The 25572-nt window shown below is 66.2% G+C and carries 21 protein-coding genes; 14 read left to right on the forward strand and 7 right to left on the reverse strand.

All coding sequences use genetic code 11. From position 1 onward, the window contains the following. Positions 1–34: 34 nt before the first annotated feature. Together A7X65_RS19920 and A7X65_RS19925 are read left to right on the forward strand one after the other, a co-directional pair. Positions 35–571 carry a SixA phosphatase family protein gene (locus tag A7X65_RS19920; RefSeq protein ID WP_063687871.1) on the forward strand — a complete coding sequence of 179 codons (537 nt, stop codon included), beginning with the start codon at positions 35–37 and terminating at the stop codon, positions 569–571. 56 nt (positions 572–627) lie between these two features. Further along, complete coding sequence (locus A7X65_RS19925) at positions 628–1053, forward strand: universal stress protein (protein WP_063687873.1); 426 nt, start codon at positions 628–630, stop codon at positions 1051–1053. Positions 1054–2126: 1073 nt separating this feature from the next. On the opposite strand, the gene A7X65_RS19930 is transcribed toward A7X65_RS19925, so the two are convergent. After that, positions 2127–2360, reverse strand: coding sequence for a DUF1127 domain-containing protein (locus A7X65_RS19930; RefSeq protein WP_063687875.1), 234 nt, complete (start codon positions 2358–2360; stop codon positions 2127–2129). A gap of 186 nt (positions 2361–2546) precedes the next feature. On the opposite strand from A7X65_RS19930, the gene A7X65_RS19935 reads away from it, so the two are divergent. Further along, positions 2547–3890: an aminotransferase-like domain-containing protein gene (locus A7X65_RS19935; protein ID WP_063687877.1), complete on the forward strand. Its 1344-nt coding sequence runs from the start codon at positions 2547–2549 to the stop codon at positions 3888–3890. A gap of 13 nt (positions 3891–3903) precedes the next feature. Here A7X65_RS19935 and A7X65_RS19940 read toward each other — a convergent pair whose 3' ends face one another. Then, positions 3904–4485, reverse strand: coding sequence for a hypothetical protein (locus A7X65_RS19940; protein ID WP_063687879.1), 582 nt, complete (start codon positions 4483–4485; stop codon positions 3904–3906). Positions 4486–4549: 64 nt separating this feature from the next. Between A7X65_RS19940 and A7X65_RS19945 the strand changes: the two genes are divergently transcribed. Further along, entirely contained in the window at positions 4550–4984 is a 435-nt protein-coding gene (locus A7X65_RS19945) for a hypothetical protein (protein ID WP_063687881.1), read from the forward strand. 4 nt (positions 4985–4988) lie between these two features. Here the strand turns inward: A7X65_RS19945 and A7X65_RS19950 are convergent, their stop codons facing one another. From A7X65_RS19950 to A7X65_RS19960, 3 genes are all read right to left on the reverse strand, one after another. Further along, positions 4989–7388, reverse strand: a complete 2400-nt coding sequence (locus A7X65_RS19950) for a bifunctional diguanylate cyclase/phosphodiesterase (RefSeq protein WP_063687882.1) — start codon at positions 7386–7388, stop codon at positions 4989–4991. Positions 7389–7501: 113 nt separating this feature from the next. Beyond that, on the reverse strand, positions 7502–8911 hold the full coding sequence (locus tag A7X65_RS19955) for an MFS transporter (protein ID WP_063690607.1): 1410 nt from the start codon (positions 8909–8911) through the stop codon (positions 7502–7504). Positions 8912–9064: 153 nt separating this feature from the next. Then, entirely contained in the window at positions 9065–9571 is a 507-nt protein-coding gene (locus tag A7X65_RS19960; protein ID WP_063690609.1) for a YciE/YciF ferroxidase family protein, read from the reverse strand. Between the two features lie 427 nt (positions 9572–9998). On the opposite strand from A7X65_RS19960, the gene A7X65_RS19965 reads away from it, so the two are divergent. From A7X65_RS19965 to garD, 8 genes are all read left to right on the forward strand, one after another. Then, on the forward strand, positions 9999–11081 hold the full coding sequence (locus tag A7X65_RS19965) for a lysylphosphatidylglycerol synthase transmembrane domain-containing protein (protein WP_063687884.1): 1083 nt from the start codon (positions 9999–10001) through the stop codon (positions 11079–11081). A gap of 100 nt (positions 11082–11181) precedes the next feature. Next, positions 11182–13128, forward strand: a complete 1947-nt coding sequence (locus A7X65_RS19970; protein WP_063690611.1) for an SGNH/GDSL hydrolase family protein — start codon at positions 11182–11184, stop codon at positions 13126–13128. Positions 13129–13474: 346 nt separating this feature from the next. Continuing rightward, positions 13475–14827, forward strand: a complete 1353-nt coding sequence (locus A7X65_RS19975; protein WP_063690613.1) for an MFS transporter — start codon at positions 13475–13477, stop codon at positions 14825–14827. A 124-nt stretch (positions 14828–14951) separates the two neighbouring features. Beyond that, entirely contained in the window at positions 14952–15857 is a 906-nt protein-coding gene (locus A7X65_RS19980; RefSeq protein ID WP_063687886.1) for a LysR family transcriptional regulator, read from the forward strand. A 129-nt stretch (positions 15858–15986) separates the two neighbouring features. Next, positions 15987–16931 (forward strand): 5-dehydro-4-deoxyglucarate dehydratase, encoded by a 945-nt coding sequence (gene kdgD, locus A7X65_RS19985; protein ID WP_063687888.1) that lies wholly within the window; start codon positions 15987–15989, stop codon positions 16929–16931. A gap of 26 nt (positions 16932–16957) precedes the next feature. Further along, a complete protein-coding gene (gene gudD, locus A7X65_RS19990; RefSeq protein WP_063687890.1) occupies positions 16958–18301 on the forward strand; it encodes a glucarate dehydratase in 1344 nt (447 codons plus the stop codon). 82 nt (positions 18302–18383) lie between these two features. Further along, positions 18384–19832 carry an aldehyde dehydrogenase family protein gene (locus A7X65_RS19995; RefSeq protein ID WP_063687892.1) on the forward strand — a complete coding sequence of 483 codons (1449 nt, stop codon included), beginning with the start codon at positions 18384–18386 and terminating at the stop codon, positions 19830–19832. A gap of 124 nt (positions 19833–19956) precedes the next feature. Next, positions 19957–21498, forward strand: coding sequence for a galactarate dehydratase (gene garD, locus A7X65_RS20000; RefSeq protein ID WP_063687894.1), 1542 nt, complete (start codon positions 19957–19959; stop codon positions 21496–21498). Positions 21499–21510: 12 nt separating this feature from the next. On the opposite strand, the gene A7X65_RS20005 is transcribed toward garD, so the two are convergent. Both A7X65_RS20005 and A7X65_RS20010 read right to left on the reverse strand, forming a co-directional pair. Next, complete coding sequence (locus A7X65_RS20005) at positions 21511–22251, reverse strand: hypothetical protein (RefSeq protein ID WP_063687897.1); 741 nt, start codon at positions 22249–22251, stop codon at positions 21511–21513. 6 nt (positions 22252–22257) lie between these two features. Further along, the gene (locus tag A7X65_RS20010) at positions 22258–23145 is read right to left on the reverse strand and encodes a MipA/OmpV family protein (RefSeq protein ID WP_063687899.1); all 888 of its coding nucleotides are present in this window, start codon (positions 23143–23145) and stop codon (positions 22258–22260) included. A 339-nt stretch (positions 23146–23484) separates the two neighbouring features. Here A7X65_RS20010 and A7X65_RS20015 point away from each other — a divergent pair, with 339 nt between their 5' ends. Together A7X65_RS20015 and A7X65_RS20020 are read left to right on the forward strand one after the other, a co-directional pair. After that, a complete protein-coding gene (locus A7X65_RS20015) occupies positions 23485–24165 on the forward strand; it encodes a response regulator transcription factor (protein ID WP_063687901.1) in 681 nt (226 codons plus the stop codon). Further along, complete coding sequence (locus tag A7X65_RS20020; RefSeq protein ID WP_063687903.1) at positions 24162–25526, forward strand: sensor histidine kinase; 1365 nt, start codon at positions 24162–24164, stop codon at positions 25524–25526. Before A7X65_RS20015 ends, A7X65_RS20020 begins: the two co-directional genes overlap by 4 nt. Positions 25527–25572 lie beyond the last annotated feature (46 nt).

Here is a 25572-nt window from a genome sequence, read left to right on the forward strand (position 1 = left end):
GATTATCCCTGACGTGGAACGATTCGAGAATGCCATGCGCCGTTTGATGCTGCTGCGTCACGCCAAGACCGAGACTGACGCGCCGAGCGGCCGTGACCAGGACCGCCGCCTCGACGACCGCGGCCACAAGGATGCCGCCCAGATGGGCGACTGGATCGCCAGTCACCCGCCCTTCCCCGATGCCGTGCTGGTGTCGCATGCCGTCCGGGCACGGCAGACCTGGGACATCGCCTGGCAGGCGATGAAGGACCGTGTCGCAGCGCCGCAGGTCGAGGTGCTGCCGGAACTCTACGGCGCCGATCCCGCGCAGATCCTCGACTCCATTCGCACTGCAACCGCCCCGGCGAACCCGAAGCAGTTGCTGCTGGTCGCCCACAATCCCGGCATGCACGAGGCTGCCCTGATGCTGATGGGCGGCGGCGATCCGGCCGGCGCCAAGGCGCTTTCCGACAACCTGCCCACCGCGGGGCTTGCGATCTTCGACTTTGACGTCAAGGATTGGGGCGACGTGGCCTACCGCCGCGGCAAGCTGGTGCTGTTCGTCAGCCCCAAGCTGCTTCGATCGGCCTGAGACGCGCGGGCGCCCGTCTCGACCGGTTGACCAGCTTGGTCAATAGGGAGGCGCAGATGTTCAAGTCCATCCTCGTGCCCATCGACCTCGCCGACACCGATCTCGCCAAGCCGGCAATCGCGACCGCGGCCACGCTGTCGCAGACCTGGAGCGGGTCGATACGGCTGCTCAACGTGTTGCCGATGACGCCGGTGATGCTGGCCGAATACGTGCCGGCCGATTTCGACGAGCAGCAGCGCCAGACCTCGGAAGAAGCCCTCGCCATCGTCGCACGCGAATCCGGCATCGAGCCGGCGCGCATCTCCAGCGTGGTCCGCCAGGGCGGCATCTATCACGAGATCCTGGAAGAAGCCGTGCACATGAAGGCGGATTTGATCGTGATGACCTCGCACCGGCCGGCGATGCGCACCTATTTCCTCGGCTCCAATGCCGGCCACGTGGTGCGCTACGCAAAATGCTCGGTGCTGGTGGTGAGGCACTGAGGGCTGCGAGCGAGCGCACAATTCGTAGCCCGGGTGAGCGAAGCGACACCCGGGACCGCTCGCGCAACGAAATCCCGGATATCGCTTCGCTCATCCGGGCTACAAGACCGTGTGTTGTCCGACGGGCAAAACGCACATTCCCTCGGTCAATGCGCACCGCGAAAAATATTCCACTTTACCGAAATTCGGAAACAGCGTATTCGTCGCCGCAACCCGGCCCTTGGGAAGAGGGGCGTATCGCGATCGTCACGAACGCGGGCCGGGCGGCGGTGGACGTGGGTCACATCGGCGCGAAGGGTTTTGCAGGGCGGGCAACCGTGAGCAAGGACGTCGCGCACACGACCGGTGCGGCTCTCGTACGGCAAAATCGTGTGGTCCTGGCGCCCGGGGTCTGTGCGTCAAGTCCCAGCGGTGATGTGGCGGCCCGACCGGGCACGTACATCAGTCATCTCGCGGGACGACGGGGGCAATAGTGCAACGCTCCCCGGGGAGAGCGCGACATAAGCCGTAAAGCCACTGCGCAGGGAAGGCCGGATGTTTGGCTTCACCTGTATGCCGCTGTGCAAATTCTTGCTGCCACCTTCCGCACAGTGGACCGTGGGTGCCCGGCCGGCACCCGGCCTTCCCTGCGCCCTCTTTCATTGAGGGTGACGCATCGAGGCAAAGCTCGGGCGAGATCAGCCGCGAGGATGCGAAGGCGTGCGTGCGAGGAGCGTAGGATGGGTAGAGCGCAGCGAAACCCATCATCTTTCCACGAAGGAAGTGTTGATGGGTTTCGCTGCGCTCTACCCATCCTACGAGCTGCCAACCACGCTCCGTCATTGCGAGGAGCGCTTGCGACGAAGCAGTCCAGACTACCCCGCACAGGCATTCTGGATTGCTTCGCTTCGCTGGCAATGACGGTGTGGAAATACTGGTGCGCCGAAACCGCGCTCTCGTGCCCCGGACGCTGCGCAGCGCGAAGTGATGCGCTGCAGAGCCGGGGCCCATGTCGCAGCGAACTCTGCAGCCTTCTGGGTCCCGGCTCTGCGCAGCAGCGCTTGCGCGCTGCAGCGCGTCCGGGACAAGAGGGCTTACAGATACCGCGACAGCTCGGTCTTGAACTGCCCGTACACCGCGTCCTCGATCTGGCTGCGGTTGATGCCGATGTCGCGCAGGGCGCGGTCGTCGAGCTCGTTCAGGGTCTTGACGGCGGAGCGGCGCTCCAGGCGGTCGAACAGCGTGGTGGCGGCATTGGCGAGCGTGGCAAAAAATCCGCTCGACGAGGGGCGTAAACTCCGCCCGGCAGTTTGCGAGATGGTGGTCATGTTTCTTCTCCGGCGTATGTCCCGCGCGGCGAAGCAGCTGCCGTTGGCGCGGACGCTTGTGGGCGCCTGCACCTCATTTGCCGTCGGATTGCTCTCGCTCACCTCGGCTCAATCGCGGAACTTGATGGAACTTAAATGCTCCAGTACACTACTCGGAGCAAGTAAAACATTGCTCTCGGTGCAATAATGTCCAAGTTCGAGTACGTGAAGCTTGCCGATGCCATTGCCTCGGATATCTCTAACGGCACGTTAAGGCCCGGCGACCGGCTGCCGCCGCAGCGCAATTTTGCCTATGACCGCGGCATCGCGGTCTCTACTGCGAGCCGGGTTTATACGGAGTTGCTCCGACGCGGCCTCGTGGTCGGCGAGGTCGGCCGCGGCACCTTCATCTCCGGCGACATCAGGCGCGAGGTCGAGGCGCTGAGCGAGCCGCGCGATACTCGGATCGATTTCGAGGTCAATTATCCGTTATTGCCGCAGCAATGGGCGATGATCGCCAAGAGCCTCGCCGGGCTCGAACGCGTCGACGCGCTCGAATCCGCGCTGCGCGTCTCCACCAGCACCGGCACCAAGAGTGCGCGCAATGCGGCGGCGGCCTATCTCGCGCGCAAGGATTTTGCGCCGCAGGCCGAGCACATCGTCTTCACCGCCAACGGCAAGCAGTCGCTCGCGGCCGCCCTCGCCGCGCTGGTCCCGACGGGCGGGCGCTGCGGCGTCGAGGCGCTGACCTACCCTTACGTCAAGAGCATCGCCGCGCGGCTCGGCATCACGCTGGTCCCGATTCCCATGGACGAGCACGGCGCGCGGCCCGACGCGATCCAAAAGGCACATCGCGAGGCGCATCTGTCGGCGCTGTATCTGCAGCCCATCATCCAGAACCCGCTCGGCGTCACCATGAACGCGACGCGGCGCGCCGACATCATGCGCGTCGCCGAGAAGCTCGATCTCACCATCATCGAGGACACCGTCTACGGCTTCCTCGCCGACGACACGCCGCTGGCAGCGCTCGGGCCCGACCGCTGCATCGTGATCGACAGCCTGTCCAAGAAAGTCGCACCGGGCCTCGCGCTCGGCATCCTCGTGACACCGCCGCACCTTCGTGAAAGCGTGATGAGCGCGGTGCGCACCGGCGGCTGGATCGCCTCCGGCCACGCACTCGCCTCCGGGCAGCGGCTGATGGCCGACGGCACCGTCGCCGAGCTGACGCGCCTGAAACGCATCGACGCCGCGCGCCGCCAGCAGACCGCGGCAAGGCTGCTCAACGGCTACCAGATCGCCGCGGATACGCGCGCCTATCATCTCTGGCTGACGCTGCCGCCGCACTGGCGCTCACAGACCTTCGTCGCCGCAGCCGCACGGCGCGGCATCGCGCTGACGCCGTCCTCGACCTTTGCGGTCGCCCATGGCCATGCACCGAACGCGGTGCGCCTCGCGCTTGCCCCGCCTACCCTCGAGCAGCTCGATTCCGGCCTGCGCACGATCGTCTCGCTGCTCGGCACCAAGGAMGAGGATTTCGACTCGACGGAGTAGTGCGCGTCCAGAGCTAAGGCAGCAGGGCCCTCGGCACCTGTTCGAAGCTGTAGCTCTGCGGCTGGTTGCGCCGGACGAAGCCGCCGACCTGCCAGACGAACAGCGCGGCAAAGCCGAGGATGAAGAGCACGCCGGCGAATTCGCCGATCATGAGCGCGCGGATCAGAAGTCCCGCCATCGCAACCGCCAGCACCGCCAGGAATGCCAGCACCGCCGCATAGGTCCTGCGGCCGAGGCCTGCGGTCAATTCGGCGCGGCTGCCCGCCTTCGCCATCCGCGCATGGAGCTCGATGAGAAAATCGCGAAAGCCATTGTCCTGCGGCGCCATCAGGGCCGCGGTCTGCCAGCTCGTCGAGAGGATGGCGATGCGGCCGCCGCCCTTGTGGCTGACATCGGCGCGAAAGCGGTGCTGCTGCATCGACACCGGGCGGAACGACAGCCGGATCGCCGAGATCTCGTCATAGCGCCACAGGCCCGACCGTCCGGCGATGTGCCAGGACAGCCCCTCCTCGGTCAGCTCGAAGCGATGCGCCGAGCCGATCAGCGACGCCTTGTAGGCGTAGCTCGTGGCCGCCCCGGCTCCGGAAACCTGCATCTCGAAATCAATCCCGTCCGCGATCCGCTTGCGCGGCCGCCCTCGCCCATCCTACAAGCGGGACATGGCTGAGACGACCTTTTTTCCGCGCCGCCTGATTCTCGGGGCCGCCATGATCTCCGGCGTGCTGCTGGCGCTCGCGGTGCACATGCTGGGCGCGCGCTACGGGCTCGACCTCGGCGGCCTCTGGCGCTCCGACGCGCACGAGTACATTCCGGCCGGCGCGGCGATCGCGTGGTGGCTGATCGCCACCGTCGGATTCTCCGGCGGCTATTTCACCGCAAGCCTGATGCAGAGCGCCGTCTCCGGCCAGATTCCGCAGCGCATGCGGCAATTCCTGATCGCGGTCGGCGTGCTGCTGCTTGCGGGGGCCGGCCAGGTGGCCTCGGCGCCGAGCCCGATCCCGACCGTCTCGGGCGTGCTGGCCGGGCTTGCCGCCCTCTGCCTCGGCGCCGTGATGGCATTCTGCGGCGCGCATTTCGCGCTGCGCCGCGGCTGATCCCTTACGCCGAGACGCGCAGCCGTGGCCGTTCCAGCATCATCGCGACGTCGGAAGCGGGCCGCGGCTTGCTGAACAGGTAGCCCTGCGCCTGGGTGCAGCCCTCGCGCCGGAGCAGCTCAAGCTGCGCATCGTTTTCGACGCCTTCCGCCGTGGTGACGATGCCGAGGCTGCGGCCAAGGCCGGTCACGGCGCGGATGATCGCCATGGAATCCTCGCGCGTCGCCAGCTCCGAGACGAAGGAGCGGTCGATCTTGATCTTGTCGAACGGGAAGCTGCGCAAGTAGCTCAGCGACGAATAGCCGGTGCCGAAATCGTCGAGCGAGATCCGCACGCCCATGGCGCGCAGCTCGTGCAGCGTGGTCAGCGTCGCCTCGCTGTTCTGGAGCAGCACGGATTCGGTGATCTCGAGCTCGAGACGGTTCGCGCTCAGTCCGGAGGCGGCCAGCGCCGAGGTCACGGATGCGATCAGGTTCGGGCTCTTGAACTGCACCGGCGACAAATTGACGGCGACGTCGATGTCGTCGGGCCAGCTGGTCGCGTCGGTGCAGGCGGATCGCAGCACGAATTCGCCGAGCTGGACGATGAGGCCGGTCTCCTCGGCCAGCGGAATGAAGCTGATGGGCGCGATCAGGCCGCGCTGCGGATGATTCCAGCGCAGCAGCGCCTCGAAGGCGACGACACGGCCGCTGGCGACGTCGCGGATCGGCTGGTAGTACGCCTGGAACTCGTCGCGTTGCACCGCTGCGCGCAGATCCATCTCCAGGAGGCGCCGCGCCTGCGCGCGGGCATCCATGCCGGTCTCGAAGAAACGATAGGTGCCGCGTCCGTCCGCCTTGGCGCGGTACAGCGCGAGGTCGGCGTTTTTCAGCAACTCGTCCGAATTGCTGCCGTCCTGCGGCGACAGCGAGATGCCGATCGAGACGCCGATCACGATCTGATGGTCGTCGATCTCGTAGGGCGCCGAGATCACTTCGACGAGACGGCCGGCCAGCGATCGCGCGGCGGCTTCCTCGGAACGTCCGATCTGGACCACGGCGAATTCGTCGCCGCCGAGCCGGGCCACTGTGTCGTGCTCGCCGGCGGCAGCCTTGAGCCTGCGGCCGACCTCCTTGAGCAGCGCATCGCCAATGGGATGGCCGAGCGAATCGTTGATGTCCTTGAAGTGATCGAGATCGAGGCAGAGCACCGCGAGCTGGTCGTCCGACTTCGTCCGGTGCAGTCCCTGCTCGAGCTGCTCGTGGAACAGCACGCGGTTCGGCAGGCCGGTCAGCGCGTCATGGCGCGCCATGTGCGAGATCTTGGCCTGTGCCTCCAGCCATTCGGTGATGTCCTCGAAGGTCGCGACCCAGCCTCCGCCCTGCATCGGCTGGTTGACGACCCGGATCGAGCGGCCGAACCGGTTGACGACGTCGGTCGTGGTGCGGCCCTCGCGTGCGTCGGCGACGAGGCGCGCGAAGAATTCGTCCGCATCGCCCTGCCACTGTCCCTTGGCCTGCTCTTCCCTGAGCACCTCGACCAGCAGACGGCCGGTGAGCGCGATGTCGGTGCGGCGAAGCATCGAGGCGTAGCGCTCGTTGAACAGGATGATCTTGCCCTCGGCATCGAACATGCACAGCCCCTGCGACATGTTCTCGAGCGCGGAGTCCAGCACCAGTTGCTGGCGTCCCAGTTCGCCCTTGGCGCGGCGGTCGAGCAGCGCGGCGACGAGCGCGATCGCGATGATCGCGACCGCCGCACTGGCCGTGAGGAAGGACATCGAGGCCGGCGGGATCGACAGCCCGCTGATCGCGAGCGTCGGGTCCGGCGTCAGCAGCACCGCGCCCATCGCGGTGAAATGATGCGCGACGATCGCCAGCGTCAGCAAGACGGTCGCGCCCAGTGCATGGGAGAGATCGTCGCGCCGCGCGGCGACGAACAGCGCGAGTGCTGCGAAGACTGCTCCGAGCAGCACCGAGGCGGTCACCGTGCTTCCGACCCAGTCCACGCGGGCCGGCATCTCCAGCGCCGCCATTCCGGTGTAGTGCATCGCGGCAACGCCGCCGCCGACGATGGCACCGCCGACGACGATCCAGACCGGGCGTGTGGACGAGACCGCAACGCTCAAGCCCACGAAGGTGATGGAGATCGCAAGGATCAGCGAGAGAATCGTGATGGGGATGTTGTAGGCGCCCGCGCCGCCCGGCCCATAGGCCAGCATCGCGATGAAATGCGTCGCCCAGACGCCGCACCCGCTGACGGCCGCATCAAGGCTGATCCAGGCGAGGCGTCCCGGGCCCTGCGTGGCGCGGGCCCGGTGAAACAGGCTGATCGCCGCGGCGCTCGCGAGCAGGCACACCGCGCCGCCCAGTGCGACCAGTCGCCAATCATGCTCGTCGGTGAGACAGTAAAGAACTTGATACATTGCGGGCCCCTATCAACCCGCACTTCAAACCGACAGAGGTGGACGATCGGTAACCGGCTATGTTCCGGCTCCGGGAATGGTGAACGGGAGATGTGCTCATTCGCTCGGATTGTTCATCCCCGCGAAGGCGCGCCGATCCTGATCACGGCCGCGGCGAGCAGCAACACGGCCGCCGATACCGCCAGCGAGGCGTGCAGCCCGGCCATGAAGGCGCCCTCGGAGGCCACCAGCGCGCCGAACAATGCGACGCCGAGCACGCTGCCGGTCTGCCGCGTCGCGTTCAGGACGCCGGCCGCGATTCCGGAGCGCGCCTTCTCGACGCTGCCCAGCAAGGTCGAGGTGAGCGGCGGCACCAGCAGCCCAAGCCCGCCGCTGATCGCGATCATCTGCCCGCAGATCATCCAGTAATGCGTATCGGCCTCGATCCACAGCAGGCCGAGACAGCCGAGTGCAGAAATGCAGGCGCCGGCGACGATGGTCGGGCACGCGCCGATGCGCTCGGCGAGGACCGGGGCCAGCAGGTTGACCGGCAGCACCGCCCCCATCATCGGCACGAAGGCGAGCCCCGTCCACCACGCCGACAGCCCGTTGATCCGCTGGAAGTACAGGCTGAGCACGAAGATCAGGCCATAGATGGCGATGTTGACGAGCAGGCCGACGATCGTCGTCAGCGTAAACAAGCGGTGACCGAACAGCGACAGCGGCAGCATCGGCTGCACGGCGCGGCTCTCCCGCCAGACAAACAGCACGGCCAGCACCAGGGCCGACGCGAAGGCGAAGAGCACGGCGGGATGTCCCCAGCCAAGCGCGCCGCCCTCGATGATCGCACCGGCCAGCGCGCCGAGCGCGCCGATCGCCGCGAGCTGGCCGGGCAGATCGATCTCGCGCGAACGCGCCCGCGTGGTCTCGGTCGCATAACGCCAGCTCAGCCAGAGACCGACGAGCCCGATCGGCAAGTTGACCAGGAAGATCGCGCGCCAGCCGACCAGCGTGATCAGCGCGCCGCCGACGAAGGGGCCCGCGGTGAGCGCCAGGCTGGCGCCCGCGGCCCAGACCGCGACAGCGCGGCCGCGCGCACGATCGTCCGCATAGGCATGGTTGAGCAGCGCCAGCGAATTCGGCACCAGGATCGCCGCCGCCAGTCCCTGGACCAGTCGCGCCGCGATCAGCACGACGGCGTTGGGCGACAGCGCACAGGCGAGCGAGGCCGCGGTGAAGATGGCAAATCCGGCCATGAAGACACGCTTGGCGCCAATCCGGTCGCCCAGCGCGCCGGCCGTCAGGATGAAGGCGGCAAAGGCGATCGTGTAGGCGCTGACCACCCATTGCAGCTCGGCAACGCCGCCCCCGAGGGTTTTGCCCATCGCAACGAGCGCGGTGTTGACGATGGTGACGTCGAGCTGCACCACGCCATAGCCGAGGCTCATCGCCGCCAGCGTCAGCGAAGTCGCAAGGCGCGACGAGGCGCGCCGTGCGCCGGCGTCGTCCCCGAGAGATTGATATCTGAGGGTGTTGGCTCGCATGCTGCACCTCGATTGCAGCCCCATGCGAATATAGGCCTTCAGCACGAAGTCATGTTTCGACAATGACCGAATGATGGCTGTGCGTGCGCGCAACTCGACAATCGGCGCGCTTTCCCCTCTCCCCTTGTGGGAGAGGGGAAGCGCTTTCGTTGCTCAGCTCGCCGCGCGCAAATTCACCTTGCTCTCGGCAAGCGTGGTCAGCTTTTTGTCGGTCGCCTTCTCCTCCTCGAGCGTCTTGGTGAGCACGTTGGCGCAGTCGGTCCGGCCGAGCTGCTTGGCCCAGGCGATCAGGCTGCCGTAGCGTACAATTTCGTAATGTTCAGCGGCCTGCGCCGCGTTAATCAGGGCCGCGTCCAGCACCGCCTTGTCGGCGACTTCGCCCGCGGTCTCGTCGGCCTCCTCGATGATGCCGTCGATCGCGGGGCAGTCGACCGCCTTCACCTGCGCGCCGTGCATCCTGAACACTTCCTCCAGGCGGGCGACGTGCTGCCTGGTTTCTTCAAGGTGCGTCAAAAAGCCCTGTTTCAGCTGCGGATCGGTGGCCTTGGCCGCCATTTTCGGCAACGCCTTGGTGAGCTGCTGCTCGGCGTAATAGATGTCCTGGAGCTGGTGCACGAACAGGTCGTTCATGGTCTTGATGTCTTTTGTGAACAGTCCCATCGTTCCGATCCTCTTGGGTTTCGGGAACACGGAGGCGCCGGCTTGCAGGAAAAGCCGCATATTCCGCCATGTTCGATTGCCGATGGGGCGCTAACGGACGCCCGGGATCGACGTTCCTAAAAAGCCCGCAGCGCTTGAGCTGGAACAATGCCGGCGGCGACACGATATGAAACCGTGCCGGCATGAGAATGGACGATCCGGACCTATCTGCCGACTCATATGCTTAACGCGCAAGCGATGTGAACCGCATATGACAAAAGTAGCGGGTCTGGCGCAGAACCTATCCTTGTCAAGGGCTGCACAAGCCACCGTTTTTGCCTTAAATGAGCTGGATCATATCTAGCGATCGACGCCTGTCTTCGGCAACGATCGCACCCGACTGGCCAACGCCCGGCCGGGTCGGTCTTGCCCCCCGCCGGGAGGATGAATGCACGGACTGCTGACCGCGCTGAAGCGCGGCTTCAAGAGATGGATCGGCTGGCGACGGCTCGGTGTTGCCGCGAGCGTCTTCATCATCGCCTTCGCGATCACGACGCTTGTGCGCACGCTCAAGCACATCGATACCGGCGTCATCCTGACCGCGTTGACCGAGATTCCCCGCGCCAATATCGGCTTGGCCGCGCTCTGCGTCGTCTTCGCGTTCTGCACGCTGACGTTCTATGACTTTTTTGCACTGCGAACGATCGGCAAGAAGCATGTGCCCTATCGCATCGCAGCACTCTCGAGCTTCACGTCCTATTCGATCGGCCACAATATCGGCGCGACCGTCTTCACCGGCGGCGCGATCCGTTTCCGGATCTATTCGGACTACGGGCTGAACGCGATCGACGTTGCCAAGATCTGCTTCCTGTCTGGCCTGACCTTCTGGCTCGGTAACATCTTCGTGCTCTCGATCGGCATGGTCATCCATCCGGATGCCGCCTCGTCGATGGATCAGCTCCCGTCCTCGATCAACCGGCTGATCGGGATCGGCGGCCTCGCCTCGATTGCCGCCTATCTGGTCTGGCTCTGCATGGGCGAGAAGCGCCGCGAGCTCGGCCAGAAGGGCTGGAAGGTGGCGCTGCCCTCGGCGCCGCTGACGCTGGTCCAGATCCTGATCGGCGTGGTCGACCTCGGCTTCTGCGCCACGGCGATGTACCTGCTGATGCCGGCCAATCCGCCGATCGACTTCATGTCGCTGGCGGTGGTGTTCATCCTGGCGACGCTGATCGGCTTCGCCAGCCATGCCCCCGGCTCGATCGGCGTGTTCGACGTCGCCATGCTGCTGGCGCTGCCCGAATTCGGCCGCGAGCAGCTCCTGGCGACGCTGCTGGTGTTCCGCATTCTCTATTTCGTGATCCCGTTCGGCCTCGCCATCTCCATCATGGGCACGCGCGAGCTCTGGATGAACGTGGTCGAGCCCTGGCAGGAGCGGCGGCGGCTGGCCGAGGCCTGCGCCCAGGCCAACCTGCCGAAGCAGGTGACGCCGATGGAGCGCGAGCGGTCGCTGCGGCAGGCCAGCAAGCGCTGAACCGCCGGGAGCGGCCCGCAGGATCATCAGTCAAAGGTTGCGGGCGGAGGCGCAATCCTCTCTTATTTCCGCCTCAACTTTGCCGTTGAAGACGCGGGCCATGATCTCTGTAGTCCTTCGTACCCTCTCCGCAGGCGCCGTGCTGCTTGCCGGCATTCTGTCCGCCCTGCCCGAGCGAGCCGCCGCGCAGGACGGGAGCCTGCAGATCAGCTGGGAGGTGCGCAATCGCTTCCGCCTATTCCGCGAGGAGCGCGACTTCCTGCTCCATGTCGAGAACGCGCGTAACCGCAACATTCTCGCCGCCGAGCAGTCGCTGGAGCTGCAGAGCGAGGGCCGCGGCTGGGCCCGCAACATGGTCAACCGGCTCTGCATCGACCTCCAGGGCCGGGTCAACCAGCCCTGCACCCGCGACAACGTCAAAGAGAACTACATCACCCCGATCGACCATCCCGTGACCGTGCGCCTGACCGGCGCGGTGCCGGTCGGCGCCACCTGCGCCTGGTCGTTCGACGACGGCGACGGACCGCAGGCCTCGACCTTCGACTGCGCCGAGCCGGTCAATCTGCGCGTCCGCTACGGCAAGCAGACGGTCGCGACCGTCGACGTCTCCTCGGGCTCCGATCCGACCCAACGCGTCCAGACCGAGATCCAGGTCCGCGACATCTTCGTTGCCGGCCTCGGCGACAGCATCGCTTCCGGCGAAGGCAATCCGGACCGGCCGCTGGCGTTGTCGGACGAAGGCTTCTGCTTCCGCTCCTATCTCGGCACCGCCGGCGCACAGTATTACCGGCCAAGCCGCGCCGGCTACAAGGGCGGCCGCGCCTGCGAGGCGCCGGACACGCTCGCCAACTGGCAGCACTACAGCGCGCAGTGGTTCAACGCGCCCTGCCATCGCTCGCTGTACAGCTACCAGGCCCGCACCGCGCTGGCGCTCGCCGTGCGGTACACTCACATCGCGGTGACGTTCCTGCCGCTCGCCTGCACCGGCGCCAGCATCGGCGACGGGCTGCTCGGCTCGCAGCGCGCCCGCGAATGCCCGCCCGGCAAGACCGGCGTCTGCAACACCAGCGTCAACGCGCAGGTCGCCGAGCTGAAGGAAGCGCTCACCGCCGCCAGGAAGCGCCAGCCCGACCGCACGCTCGATCTCGTGCTGCTCTCGGTCGGCGCCAACGACGTCTATTTCTCCGGCCTCGTCGCCGACGTCATCGTCGAGACCGCGACCGAGCGCGCGCTGTTCCGCCGCTCCGGCGTAATGGCGAGCGTCGACAATTCCCGCGACGCGCTGGCACGCGAGCTGCCCCAAAACTTCGTTAAGCTGCGCGAGGCGCTGAAGCCGCTGGTCGGTGGCGATCTCTCGCATGTGGTCTATGTTTCCTACGCCAACCCGGCGCTCGCCGACGGCGGCGTGCCCTGCCGCGGCGGCCGCGCCGGCTTCGACATCCATCCCTCGTTCAACGCCGATCCGCAGCGCCTCGCCCGCGTCTCGACCTTCGTCGACACCGAATTCCTGCCGCAGCTGAAGGGTCTTGCCACCTGCACCCGCGGCGCGCTGTGCCGCGATCCCGAAGCCGACCGCATGACCTTCGTCGACGCGCACCAGGCCGCGTTCGCCGATCACGGTTTTTGCGCGCATTCGGGCAATGATCCGGAATTCGACCGCGCCTGCTTTGCCGAGAACGGCCAGAGCTTCAACCCCGACATCGTGAGCGCGGCGAGCCAGCCGATGCTGTGCGGCCGCGGCGCGTCCGAATACCGCGCCTACCTGCCGCGCGCGCGCTGGATCCGCGACGCCAATGACAGCTACTTCGCAGCGATGACCTATCCGCAAGGCCTGCCCGCCGCGAGCCAGCCGACCGACATCCACGATGCCACATGGGGCGTGCTCTCCGCCGTCTATGGCGGCGCCGTGCATCCGAGCGCCGAAGGTCACGCCGCGATGGCGGACGCGGCACTGCCGGCGGCAAGCGCGGTGCTCGGCCTCGATGCCGTGCCGCCCGGCGTGACCAGCGGTTTCCTGCCGCAGCTGCTGCCGAGCGCAAGGCAGTAGCAAGGACAGTGCCGTAGCCCGGATGAGCGCAAGCGACATCCGGGACCACTGCCCCCGCATATCGCTTCGCTCATGCGGGCTACGCGCTGCCACCACGCCGTCATTGCGAGCGCAGCGAAGCAATCCAGAATCTTTCCGCGGGTAGGCTCTGGATTGCTTCGCTGCGCTCGCAATGACGAGCGTGTCGTTCGCATTTCGACGCTTCGCCGCCCTTCGTTCCCCGCACCTGCCGTTCCATCAATCCAAAAACGGCATTGATCGATACTGCCTTGAACTTGGACACCTTGCCGCACGCGCCTCTAGGACTCGCCTCGAGGAAACATTTCGAGTTCTAAGGAGGCGCATGATGAGCGCAGTGGTGTCCGCAGCGGACGTGAGGAGGTCTCGCGTCAGGCTGTTCATCGTGACCATGTTGTTCCTGGTCACCACCGTGAATTATGCCGATCGCGCCACGCTTTCGATCGCGGGTCCCGCGCTCTCCAAGGAGTTGCATCTCGATCCCGTCGCCATGGGCTGGATCTTCTCGGCCTTCGGCTGGTCCTATGTCGCGGCGCAGGTGCCGGGCGGCTGGCTGCTCGACCGCTACGGCTCGCGCGTCGTCTATGCCTTCAGCATCATCGTCTGGTCGCTGTTCACCCTGATGCAGGGCTGGGTCGGCTTCCTCAGCGCCGGCGCCGCCGTCGCCGTGCTGTTCGTGCTTCGCCTGCTCGTCGGCGTCGCGGAAGCGCCGTCCTTCCCGGCCAATGCGCGCATCGTCGCGGCCTGGTTTCCCGGCAACGAGCGCGGCACCGCGTCGGCCTTCTTCAACTCGGGGCAGTATTTCGCCACCGTGATCTTCGCGCCGCTGATGGGCTGGATCGCGCACAGCTACGGCTGGCGCTTCGTGTTCTTCGTGATGGGCGCACTCGGCGTGGTCATGGGCCTCGTCTGGCTCAAGACCATCTACGGCCCGAAGGAGCATCCATCGATCAACGAGGCGGAGTTCGACTACATCAAGGAGGGCGGCGCGCTGGTCGATCTCGACGCGCCCAAGGACGATGCGCTGCGCGCGCGTGCGCCCGAGGCCGGCTCCGGCTGGGACCACATCCGCCAGCTGCTCTCCAACCGCATGATGCTCGGTGTCTATCTCGGCCAGTACTGCATCAACACGCTGACCTATTTCTTCCTGACCTGGTTTCCGGTCTACCTCGTCAAGGAGCGCGGCCTCTCGATCCTCCAAGCCGGCTTTGTCGCGACCCTGCCGGCGCTGTGCGGCTTCATCGGCGGCGTGCTCGGCGGCATCATCTCCGATGCCATCCTGCGCCGGACCGGCTCGCTGACCATGGCGCGCAAGATCCCGATCGTCGGCGGCATGCTGCTGTCGATGTCGATCATCGCCTGCAACTATGTCGACGGACATGCGATGGTGGTCGGCTTCATGGCGCTCGCCTTCTTCGGCAAGGGCATCGGCGCGCTCGGCTGGGCGGTCGTCTCCGACACCTCGCCAAAGGAAGCCGGCGGCGTCTCCGGCGGCCTGTTCAACACTTTCGGCAACCTCTCCTCGATCACCACCCCGATCGTGATCGGCTACATCCTGGCCGCGACCGGCTCCTTCAACGGTGCGCTGGTGTTCGTCGGTGCCAACGCGCTGGTGGCCGCCTTCGCCTATCTCGTGGTGGTCGGCAAGATCGAGCGAGTGGTGCTCAAACGTTCCTCCTGAGGGCTCCCATGGGAGCTTGACCAGGCAACTCAACGGCGGCCCTCAAAAGCCGCCGTCTTTGTTTTGGGGGTGATCGATGCTAGAAGTGCCGGGGAAACGCCTTATCCATCTAAGGCATGTATCGATGTTCGACCTCAACCAGCTCCGCTGTTTCGTCACGGTGGCGGAGGAATTGCATTTCGGCCGCGCCGCGGCGCGGCTCAACATGACCCAGCCGCCGCTGTCGCGGCAAATCCAGGTGCTCGAGCACATCATCGATGCGCCGCTGCTGGAGCGCACCAGCCGCTCGGTGCGCCTGACGCCGGCCGGGCGCAGCTTCCTGCCGGAGGCACGGCGCATCCTCAAACTCGCCGAAAGCGCCTCGCAGGTCGCCCGCCGCATCGCGCTCGGCAAGACCGGCTCGCTGAAGATCGGCTTCACCGCGGCCGCCGCCTACGGCTTCCTGCCCGAGCTCGTCGCGGCCTGCCGCGCCAAGCTGCCGGAAGTGGATTTCTCCCTGAAGGAGATGGTGTCGGGCGACCAGTTCGAGGCGCTGACCTCGGGCCAGATCGACGCCGGCCTGCTCCGGCCGCCGATCGCGCGGCCCGAGCTGACCAGCCGCCGCGTCGTCGCCGAGCCCCTGCTCGCCGCGATCCCGAAGAAGCATCCGCTGGCGAACGCCGAGAACATCACCATCAAGGATTTCGACGACCAGCCCTTCGTGATGTATTCGCCCTATGAGAGCCGCTACTTCCACGATCTCTTGGTGGCGCTGTTCACCCGCGCCGACGTGCTGCCGCGCTACGTGCAGCATCTCAGCCAGATCCACTCGATCCTCGCCATGGTCCGCGCCGGCCTCGGCCTTGCCATCGTGCCGGCCGCCGCCGCGAGCCTGAAGATCTCCGACGTGCGGCTGCGCCCGCTGAAGCTGCGCACGCGCGTCCCCGTCGAGCTGTTCATGGTCTGGCGCCGCGACGACGAGAATCCGCTGCTGTCGGCGCTGGTCAAGATTGCCGGTGAATTGTCCTCCGCCGAGGCGATGGACGATTGATGCTGAATTCGCATCGGTCGATATAGGCTTTGGCTTGGACGCGCATCGAACCGTTGCCTAAACCACGGCGCATGGACGCGCGGCCTTCTGCTTGCGTCCTCCACAACACGCAATAAGGGAGCAGCGCCCATGAGCAAGATGACCCCGCAGGAAATGGCCCAGAAGATCGGATCGGGCCTCCTGTCCTTCCCCGTCACGCCGTTCAAGGCTGACTACTCCTTCGACGAGGCGACCTATCGCGCCAACATGGACTGGCTGTGCGGCTATGACGTCGCAGGCCTGTTCGCCGCCGGCGGCACCGGCGAGTTCTTCTCGCTGACGCCGACCGAGGTTCCGCAAGTCGTGAAGGTCGCCGTCGAGGAGACCAAGGGCCGCGTGCCCGTGCTCGCCGGTACCGGCTACGGCACCGCGATCGCCCGCGAGATCGCGATTGGCGCGGAAAAGGCCGGCGCCGACGGCCTCCTGCTGCTGCCGCCCTATCTCACCCATTCCGAGCAGGAAGGCCTTGCCGCCCATGTCGAGGCGGTCTGCGCCGCCGTGAAGATCGGCGTCATCGTCTACAACCGCGACAACGCCATCCTCCAGCCCGACACGCTCGCGCGCCTTGCCGAGCGCTGCCCGAACCTCGTCGGCTACAAGGACGGCATCGGCGACATCGAGCTGATGACCCGCGTCTACACCAAGCTCGGCGATCGCCTAACCTATGTCGGCGGCCTGCCGACCGCGGAAACCTTCGCGCTGCCCTATCTCGACATGGGCGTGACGACCTACTCTTCGGCCGTGTTCAACTTCGTCCCCGAATTCGCCACCAGCTTCTACGCCGCCGTGCGCAAGCGCGACCATGCGGCGATCCACGCCGGCCTGAAGGATTTCATCCTGCCGCTGATCGCGATCCGCAACCGCAAGAAGGGCTACGCGGTCTCGATCATCAAGGCCGGCATGAAGGTGATCGGCCGCGATTCCGGCCCGGTCCGCCCGCCGCTGACCGATCTCACCGAGCAGGAGGTCGCTGAGCTGGCCGCGCTGGTCAAGAAGCTGCCCGCCGCACGATCGTCACAACAGGCTGCAGAATAGAAGCACACAACAGGGAGGAGCATGCGATGGCCCAGACTGATATCGCCGGTGCACCGATCGTCACGGCGATGCAGGTGATCCCGGTCGCAGGCCGCGACAGCATGCTCCTCAACCTAAGCGGCGCGCATGCGCCGTTCTTCACCCGCAACATCGTCATCCTTACCGACAATGCCGGCCACACCGGCGTCGGCGAGGTGCCGGGCGGACAGAAGATCTGGCAGACGCTGCAGGACGCCCGGGATCTCGTGATCGGCAAGACCGTCGGCGCGATGAACAACATCCTGGCCGACGTCCGCACCGCCTTCGCCGACCGCGACGCGGGCGGCCGCGGCAAGCAGACCTTCGACCTCCGCGTCATGATCCACGCGGTCACCGCGATCGAATCCGCGCTGCTCGATTTGCTCGGCCAGCATCTCAACCTGCCCGTCGCCGCCCTGCTCGGCGAAGGCCAGCAGCGCAAGAGCGTCGAGACGCTCGGCTACCTCTTCTTCGTCGGCGATCGTCGCAGATCGAAGCTCGATTACGTCACGGGCGAGACCGGCAAGCCCGACTGGTTCAACCTCCGCCATCAGGAGGCGATGACGCCCGAGACCGTGGTGCGGCTCGCCGAAGCCACCCACGACCATTACGGCTTCGCCGATTTCAAGCTCAAGGGCGGCGTGCTCCGCGGCGAGCAGGAGATCGAGGCCGTCACCGCGATTGCAAAGCGCTTCCCCAACGCACGCGTCACGCTCGACCCCAACGGCGCCTGGTCGCTCGACGAGGCGATCGGCCTCTGCAAGAACATGCACGGCATCCTCGCCTATGCCGAGGATCCCTGCGGCGCCGAGGCCGGCTTCTCCGGCCGCGAGATCATGGCCGAGTTCCGCCGCGCCACGGGGCTGCCGACCGCCACCAACATGATCGCCACCGACTGGCGGCAGCTCTCCCATGCGCTGCGTCTCGGCGCGGTGGACATCCCGCTGGCCGATCCCCATTTCTGGACCATGCAGGGCTCGGTGCGCGTGGCCCAGACCTGCCGTGACAACGGCCTGACCTGGGGCTCGCACTCCAACAACCACTTTGACATTTCACTCGCCATGTTCACCCATGTCGGCGCCGCCGCCCCCGGCAAGGTCACAGCGATCGACACCCACTGGATCTGGCAGGATGGCCAGGCCCTGACCAAGGAGCCGCTCCAGATCAGGGGTGGCAAGATCGCCGTTCCGGATCGTCCGGGCCTCGGCATCGAGATCGACCGCGCCGCCATCGAGGCCGCGCATGAGCTCTACAAGAAGCATGGACTCGGCGCCCGGGATGACGCTATGGCCATGCAGGACCTGATCCCCGGCTGGACCTTCGACGACAAGCGTCCCTGCCTCGTGCGTTAGGACGTGATCCCAAGAAAGTGGACACCGGTTCTCCGGCAAGGATCACGCCAAACTGGAAATGAAACCTTCTCTGGAGGAAACGATGACTGCGATCCTTAAAAACTTCATCGGCGGCGAATGGGTCGACGGCTCCGGCGTCACCAAGAATATCAACCCCTCCAACACCAACGATCTCGTCGGCGAATACGCCAAGGCCGACAAGGCGCAGACCGAGAAGGCCATCGCCGCCGCCAAGGCCGCCTTCCCCGCCTGGGCGCAGTCGACCCCGCAGGTGCGCTACGACGCGCTCAACAAGATTTCCCTCGAAATCCTCGCCCGCAAGGAAGAGCTCGGCCGCCTGCTCGCCCGCGAGGAAGGCAAGACGCTGCCGGAAGGTATCGGCGAGGTCGCCCGCGCCGGCCAGATCTTCGCGTTCTTCGCCGGCGAGGCGCTGCGCCTGATCGGCGAGAAGGGCGCCTCGGTGCGTCCCGGCCTCGACGTCGAGCTCACCCGTGAGCCGGTCGGCGTCGTCGGCATGATCACGCCCTGGAATTTCCCGATCGCGATCCCCGCCTGGAAGATCGCGCCCGCGCTCTGCTACGGCAACACCGTGGTGTTCAAACCGGCTGAGCTGGTGCCCGGCTCGGCGCATGCGCTGTCCGAGATCATCACCCGCTCCGGCATTCCCGCCGGTGTGTTCAATCTCGTCGTCGGCTCCGGCTCCGTCGTCGGCCAGACCCTGCTCGATCATCCGGATGTCGCGGCCATCTCCTTCACGGGCTCGGTGCAGACCGGCCGCAAGATCGCGCAGGCCTGCGTGCTCTCGAACCCCATGAAGAAGTTCCAGCTCGAGATGGGCGGCAAGAACCCGCTGGTCGTGCTTGACGACGCCGACCTCAAGACCGCCGTCGAGGTCGCCGTCAACGGCGCCTATTTCTCGACCGGCCAGCGCTGCACCGCCTCGTCCCGCCTGATCGTCACCGAGGGCATCCACGACCGCTTCGTCGCGGCGATGGCCGAGCGCCTGAACAGCCTGTCGGTGGACGACGCGCTCAAGGCCGGCGTGCATATCGGCCCCGTTGTCGACCAGAGCCAGCTCGACCAGGATCTCCGCTACATCAAGATCGGCAAGGACGAAGGCGCAAAGCTCGCCTTCGGCGGCGAACTGCTCAAGCGCGAGAACCCCGGCCATTATCTCCAGCCGGCGCTGTTCACCGAAGCCAACAACAACATGCGCATTGCGCGTGAGGAGATCTTTGGCCCGGTCGCCGCCGTCATTCGTGCCAAGAACTACGAAGAGGCGCTGGCGATCTCCAACGACACCGAGTTCGGCCTCGCCTCGGGCATCTGCACCAGCAGCCTGAAATACGCCTCGCACTACAAGCGCAACAGCGAGTCCGGCATGGTGATGGTCAATCTGCCGACCGCCGGCGTCGACTATCACGTGCCGTTCGGCGGCCGGAAGGGCTCGAGCTACGGCGCCCGCGAGCAGGGCTCCTATGCCCGCGAGTTCTACACCACGGTGAAGACGGCCTATACGTTCCCGGGTTGAGGGGACATCGTAGGGTGGGCAAAGCGAAGCGTGCCCACCATCTACGTTTGACGTGAAGACTGGTGGGCACGGCGCGGTGCGCCTTTGCCCACCCTACGACTTCAGTTTCTGAGGGCTAGAGCAGATGGACCAGGACGTCGCAGCGAAAGAGCAGCCCCGCTACATCAAGCTCAACGAGCGCGACAATGTCGCGATCGTGGTCAATGATTTCGGGCTTCCCGCCGGCTCCCGCTTTGCCGATGGGCTGACGCTGCGCGCCTTCGTGCCGCAAGGGCACAAGACGGCGCTGGTCGACATCGCGCAAGACGCACCGATCATCCGCTATGGCGAGATCATCGGCTACGCGCTGTCGCCGATCCTGGCCGGCGAATGGGTCGACGAGGCTCGCATCCGCATGCCGGAGGCCCCTGCCCTCGACAAGCTCGAAATCTCCACCGCCGTGCCCGCGCCGCTGCCGCCGCTCGAAGGCTTCACCTTCGAAGGCTTCCGCAATCCGGATGGCTCGGTCGGCACCAAGAATATCCTCGGCATCTCCTCCTCCGTGCAATGCGTCAAGGGCACGATGGAATACGCCGTGAAGCGCATCCGTGCCGAGCTGCTGCCGAAATACCCCAACGTCGACGACGTCGTGCCGCTGACGCATGCCTATGGCTGCGGCGTCGCGATCACCGCGCCCGATGCGGTCGTACCGATCCGCACGCTGCAGAACCTCGCGCTGAACCCGAATTTCGGCGGCGAGATCCTCGTCGTCGGTCTCGGCTGCGAGAAGCTGGCACCCGAACGGCTGGTGCCGGAGGGCGTGAGTGATGCCATCGTCCGCATGCAGGACGAAGCCTTCGACGGCTTTGGCGCCATCGTCGATGCGATCATGACCCAGGCGGAAGCCCGCCTGAAGGTGCTCAACACCCGCAAGCGCGAGACCTGCCCCGCTGCCGACCTCGTCATCGGTCTGCAATGCGGCGGCAGCGACGCCTTCTCCGGCGTCACCGCCAATCCCGCCGTCGGCTTCGCCGCGGACCTGCTGGTGCGCGCCGGCGCCACCGTGATGTTCTCGGAAGTCACGGAAGTGCGCGACGCCATCCAGCTCCTCACCCGCCGCGCCATCAACGAGGATGTCGGCCGCGCGCTGGTGCGCGAGATGGCCTGGTACGATTCCTATCTGGCCCGCGGCGGCGCCGATCGCAGCGCCAACACCACGCCCGGCAACAAGAAGGGCGGCCTTGCCAACATCGTCGAGAAGTCACTCGGCTCGATCGTCAAGTCCGGCTCCTCTGCCATTACGGGCGTGCTCTCGCCCGGCGAGAAGGCGACGCAGAAGGGCATGCTGTTCGCGGCAACACCGGCAAGCGACTTCATCTGCGGCACGCTGCAGCTCGCTTCCGGCATGACGCTTCAGGTGTTCACCACCGGCCGCGGCACGCCCTACGGCCTTGCCGCCGCCCCCGTGATCAAGGTCGCGACCCGCAGCGAGCTCGCACGGCGCTGGAAGGACCTGATCGATTTCGATTCAGGCAGCATCGCTACCGGCGAGAAGACCATCGAGGAATGCGGCTGGGACCTGTTCCGCCTGATCCTCGACGTCGCCTCCGGCCGCACCAAGCCCTGGTCGGATCGCTGGGGCATCCACAACGATCTCACGCTGTTCAATCCGGCGCCGGTGACCTGACGCCGGCAGGCCTCACTGGCCCTCGATCAGGTGCATGTCGCCGAGCGTGATCGGCAGGCTGCGCCCGATCAGGTCCGCGACTGCCGCGCGCAGCCGCTCGCCCGAAGCAGCACCGCCGAACGTCTCGTCGACCGGCCCGCTCGGCCCCGCGAGCCGCAGCGTCCCCGTGTTGTCGAGCGGCGCGGCCGCCCGCTTCTCGATTACGTCGAACGATTTGCCGTCGATCACGCGCACCTCGTAGAGCACGTGGACCAGGCCGTAATCCGCAAGCAGCGTGCGATATTCGGCAAGCCCGACACCTTCGACCATGCGGCCGTTGCCGAGCTTCGATCTCGCGCGGGTAATGACGATGTACGCGTCCAGCCCCTGCGGTGCGACATCGCTGCGGACCAGCTCCTTGAACGGATCGCTACGCAGCAGGTTGACCGGTGTTACCGCTGAATCCCTGACAGCAGCGAAGGCCGGGCGTCTGTAGGTCACCGGCTGCACGCGAAAGCGTCCACCCAATAGCTTCGTCGCCTGCTGGACGATCAGCTCGTCCAGCCCCCAAGCGCTGATCGGGAGACTTTGCGCGGCGTTGCCAAGCCCGGTCAGGCCGGCCCGCGTCAGGCTCATCTCCTCGCCGATGGCCGAGACGATGCCGACGGTCTTGATCGCCTGCAGCCGGCTCGCCCGTGTCTCGAACGCGGCGGCGGCACCGAGGACGGCGGTCGCGATCGCGAAGCCAATCCATAGAACAGCTATGCGGCGCATGACGGCTCAACGAATCCTGAAGTCGAAGGAATAGGACGCACCGATGCCGACGGTCGTCTGGTTCGACGACCCCCGCAGCTTGACCAGCGGGCTATCCGCGGCATCGCCGAGCAGCTTCTCGTACTCGACATAGGCATGGACCTCCCATTGCGGATTGATGCGGTAGGAGATCTGGCTGCCGAAGCCGACCGAATGCGCGCCGCCTTTGGCGTCATATGTCGGCAACCCCGACGCCAGCGCCTGCGCGGCATCGACGCCGAAATAGGGCGCGGTCGCCTTGGTGCTCTTCCAGGTGAAGCGCGGGCCGGCCGAGATCGTGAGCCGCTGGATCAGCGGCACGATGACGTCGGCGGAGACGTCCGCCACCGTGCCGGTGTGGCCACCCACGCCCTGGCGTAATTCGCTGCGCAGGCGCAGCCAGTCGACCGGATAATACTCGACGAAGCCGCCGAGCTCGTAGGCGGCCTTGACGTCGCCGAGACCGGTCAGCTCGGCATATTTGTCGCTCTTGCGCGACGAGACGTATTTGAACGCGGGACCGGCGCGAAAATTGCCGACGTCGAGCAGCGCAATGCTGGCGCTGTCGCGCGGCCCGCGAAACTGGTCGACCGATCCGGCGCGGCGGATGGTGAAGATCGGAATCGGGCGAAACTTGCTGTTCTTCGATCCCACGAAGTCAGGCGTGTAGTCGCCGCCGATGCCGACCATCACGGTCCAGTTTCCCGACGGCGACGGCAGCATCGGCAGCTCGAATGGCGGGGCCGGCAGCGTGAAGGCAGTCTGCGCCGATGCGGATTGTGCTGTCGCCATGATCGCACCAAGTGCGGCAAGACTGGCGGTCGTCCACCGCGCATTCACCGTGAGGCGGAGAGCGGCTTCGTCGAAATTCTTCATTGCAGGGCCCCGGACCGGCCTTGCCGGCCTGATCGACTGATGTGGTTTGGAGCCCAGCATGTGGCCCAGCAAAATTGCCCCAAGATTGCAACGATGAAATACCCCTGCGACATTCCGCGCCAGGTGCGCCGCTGCAACCAACATTGCCCGAACATTGCCGGACGCGCGTTCACGCGGAGAAGTTTTGCGCGCGCGTGCCGTTCAACCCCTGCGTTCCTGCCTTTTATTCGCCAAGCTCGCTGCCTTAAAGGGAACCCGCGCACAAACCGAACCGCCGGACTTCGGCCAGGAAGCGTCAACGTCGGGGCTTGTGCCCCAGGAGAGTCGAGGACGACCCGCGTGCGCTCGCTCGTGATCGAAGACGAACCGCAGATCGGCGCCTATGTCAGCCGCCTCCTCGGACAATTGCATGGGGTCGTCGACCTCGTCGGCTCGATTGCCGACGCCCGTCAGGCGCTGGACAATTTCAAATATGATCTCGCGATCGTCGACCGCATGCTGCCCGACGGTGATGCGCTCGAGGTCGTCACCGCGCTGAGCCGGTCGCCGGATCGCCCCGCCATCATCATGCTGACGTCCAAGGACGCCAAGGAGGACGTCGTCGACGGTCTCAACGGCGGCGCCGACGACTATCTCGGCAAGCCGTTCGAGCCGCAGGAATTGATCGCGCGGGTGCGCGCCGTCCTACGCCGGCCCCGCCTGCTCGCACCTTCGGTCCTGTCGCTCGGCAATGTCGAGCTGCATCTCGGCAGCAACGAGGTCGTGGTTGCCGACAGGAAGATCCTGCTGCGCCGGCGCGAGGCGCTGATCCTGGGCGCACTCTTGATGCGTCGCGACCGCGTCATCACCCGCGCCGCGCTGATCGAGGAGATCTACGGCTTCGACGACGAGATCGAATCCAACACGCTCGAAGCGCAGGTCTCGCGCCTGAGGAAGAAGCTGGCGACGTTCGGCGGCGACGTGGAAATCCGCAGCATGCGGGGCATCGGCTACATCCTGCGGCTGGCAACGCCGCGATGACCTCGATCGCCCGGACCTTCGCGCTGTCGCTCGGCATTGCCGCGACCACGATCTTCCTAATCATGCTCGGCCTCTTCACGTGGCGCTATCCGATGGAAGAACGCGAGTTCAGGGCTTGCCGCGTCGTGGCTGCCGTTCTCGATCGTGCCACCGACACCGAAGGGCAAACCCTCAACGTTCGCCCGACCAGCGCGCTCGAGGAGCTGAAGGCGGACAGCCCGAACCTCTGGTATGTCGTGTCCGCAGGCGATCTGGTCAGCGAATACGGCAGCGAACGCCGGCCCGCCCTGCCCTTCGCGTTTCCCTATCGCGGCCCCGTCGGCTCGTCGGTGTTCAGCACGCTCGACCAGAAGAGCACATTCTGCCTCGCCGTCATGCAAAGAGGTTCGTTGCAGCTCACGATCATGGTCGGCGAGCCTCAGGTGCGCTTCGGCCGGATCGCAAGGAATTTTCTCATCCGCAGCGCCTTTTCGATCATCGTGCTGGCGCTGGCCTTTGCCGCGACCGTCGCGGCCGGCGCGGCGCTGGCCGCACGTTTCGTCTCACGCGGCATCGAGCGGGTGGCGCTCCGCGCGCTCGCAATCGACCCTGCAGCACCGCAAGGCCTGATCTCCCTGTCCGAAGTTCCGCGCGAGCTGAAACCTCTGGTCAAGGCGCTGAACCGCGCCTTCGGCGAGATCGACGCCTATATCAGGATGCAGCGCCGCTTTCTCGGCAATGCGGCCCATCAGCTCCGCACGCCGCTGACGCTGCTGCGCGCCAAGATCGACGACGTGCCCGATCCGGCCCTGAAGGCCGAGCTGGTGCGCGACGTCCGCCGCCTGACATCGCTGGTCTCCGCCATGCTCGATCTCGCACGCCTGCAGAATCATGCGATCGCGAAGCGGCCGATCGACCTGGCCGCAATCGCACTGGACGTGCTGGCCGATTTCGGTCCGTCGGCGCTGGACGCCGGCATCGAGCTGGCGCTGGAGCGTGCCCACAAAGGGCCACTCCTGGTGCAAGGCGTCGACGCCGCCATTCGCAGCGCGCTCGCCAATCTCGTCGGCAATGCGCTCATCCACGCCTACGGCGCACGGCGCGTTGTCGTCACGCTCGGCCGCGGCAGCATCGCGGTCGAGGATGACGGCGCAGGCCTGCCCGACGGCGGGGAACGCAAGCTGCTGGAGCCGTTCCAGACCGGCAACACCGCAGGCGGCGGCGCGGGTCTCGGCCTGTCGATCGTCCGCGAGATCATGGCGGCGCATGGCGGCGAGCTCGTCATCTCCTCGGATCCCGGCTGCGGCACGACGATGCGCCTGAGTTTCCCCGAGGCCGCCGCGGCGGCCGGATCGCCGCAGCTCGATCTGCAGGAGCACTAGGCCGCGCGAGCCGGCCCGCGTGAAACCGTCCGGAAACATTGGCGCG

The sequence above is a fragment of the Bradyrhizobium stylosanthis genome, assembly GCF_001641335.1.
Taxonomy (GTDB): domain Bacteria; phylum Pseudomonadota; class Alphaproteobacteria; order Rhizobiales; family Xanthobacteraceae; genus Bradyrhizobium; species Bradyrhizobium stylosanthis.